This window comes from Micromonospora sp. NPDC048830, from assembly GCF_043198215.1.
Taxonomy (GTDB): domain Bacteria; phylum Actinomycetota; class Actinomycetes; order Mycobacteriales; family Micromonosporaceae; genus Micromonospora.
In genome coordinates, this window is the sequence record NZ_JBICUP010000143.1 from 1 (window position 1) to 1,112 (window position 1,112).

Here is a 1,112-nt window from a genome sequence, read left to right on the forward strand (position 1 = left end):
CTAGGGCGCGTATCGAGTTGGGATCAATCTATGGGGTTGGTCCGTGGGGTCGAGGCGTGATGCTGTAGATCGTCTTGTATGACGCGGGTGCAACTGTCCGACTCGGAGTGGGAGTTCATCGAGCCTTACCTGCCGATCGGCAGGTTCGGCCCGTACCCCGAGCGGTTGAGACAGCAGTTCGAGGGTGTGATCTGGCGGTTCAGGACGGGCGGGCAGTGGCGGGAGATGCCGAGGGAGTTCGGTGCTTGGCCGACCGTCCACAACCGCTTCGGCAGTGGAGGGACGCGGGTGTCTTCGACGCCCTGCTGGAGGGCTTGATCGCGGAAGCCGCGAAGCGCGGCGAGGTGGACTTGTCCCTGGTCAGCGTGGACTCCACGACCGCCCGGGCCCATCACGACGCTGCCGGGATGCACCTCGGCCAGGATGTCGTCGCCGCCATGGAGAAGGCTGCCGCCGAGCAGGAGAAGAAGAAGGCCCAGCAAAAGGGGGCGGACAGGGAGAACGAAACGGACAGGACGTGGAAGACGATCCCGAGCGGGAGCAACGGCGACGCCTCCGGCGCCGGCACAAGCTCAGGCTGACCGCTGCCCTGCTCGGACGCTCCAGGGGCGGGCAGACCAGCAAGGTCCACCTTGCCGCCGACCGGAAGTGCCGCCCGCTGGCGTTCGTCCTGACCGTAGGGCAGGCCGCGGACAGCCCGCAGTTCGTCCCCGTGCTCAAGAAGATCAGGGTCCGGGGACCGGTCGGCCGTCCTCGTACCCGGCCCGACGCGGTCGCTGGGGACAAGGCGTACTCGTCCCGCGGCAACCGCGCCTACCTACGGAAACGCCACATCAAGGCGGTCATCCCGGAGAAGCGGGACCAGGCCGCGAACCGGAAGAAGAAGGGCCGCCAGGGCGGCCGACCCGTCAGCCACGACGCCGACCTCTACAAGGAGCGGAACACCGTCGAGCGCCTGATCAACAAGCTGAAGGCCTGGCGAGGCATCGCTACCCGGTACGACAAGACCCCCGAGAGCTACCTCGCCGGCCTCCACCTCCGCGCCTCGATGATCTGGATCAAGGACCTCACTCACACCACTCCTTGATCACAACTCGATACGCGCCCTAGCG

General features: G+C 66.9%; 1 pseudogene. It reads left to right on the forward strand.

Annotated features, from left to right (window positions below):
- The first annotated feature begins 78 nt into the window (after window positions 1-78).
- Window positions 79-1,087: pseudogene (locus ACGFIZ_RS34290) on the forward strand (IS5 family transposase).
- The last annotated feature ends 25 nt before the right edge of the window (window positions 1,088-1,112 follow it).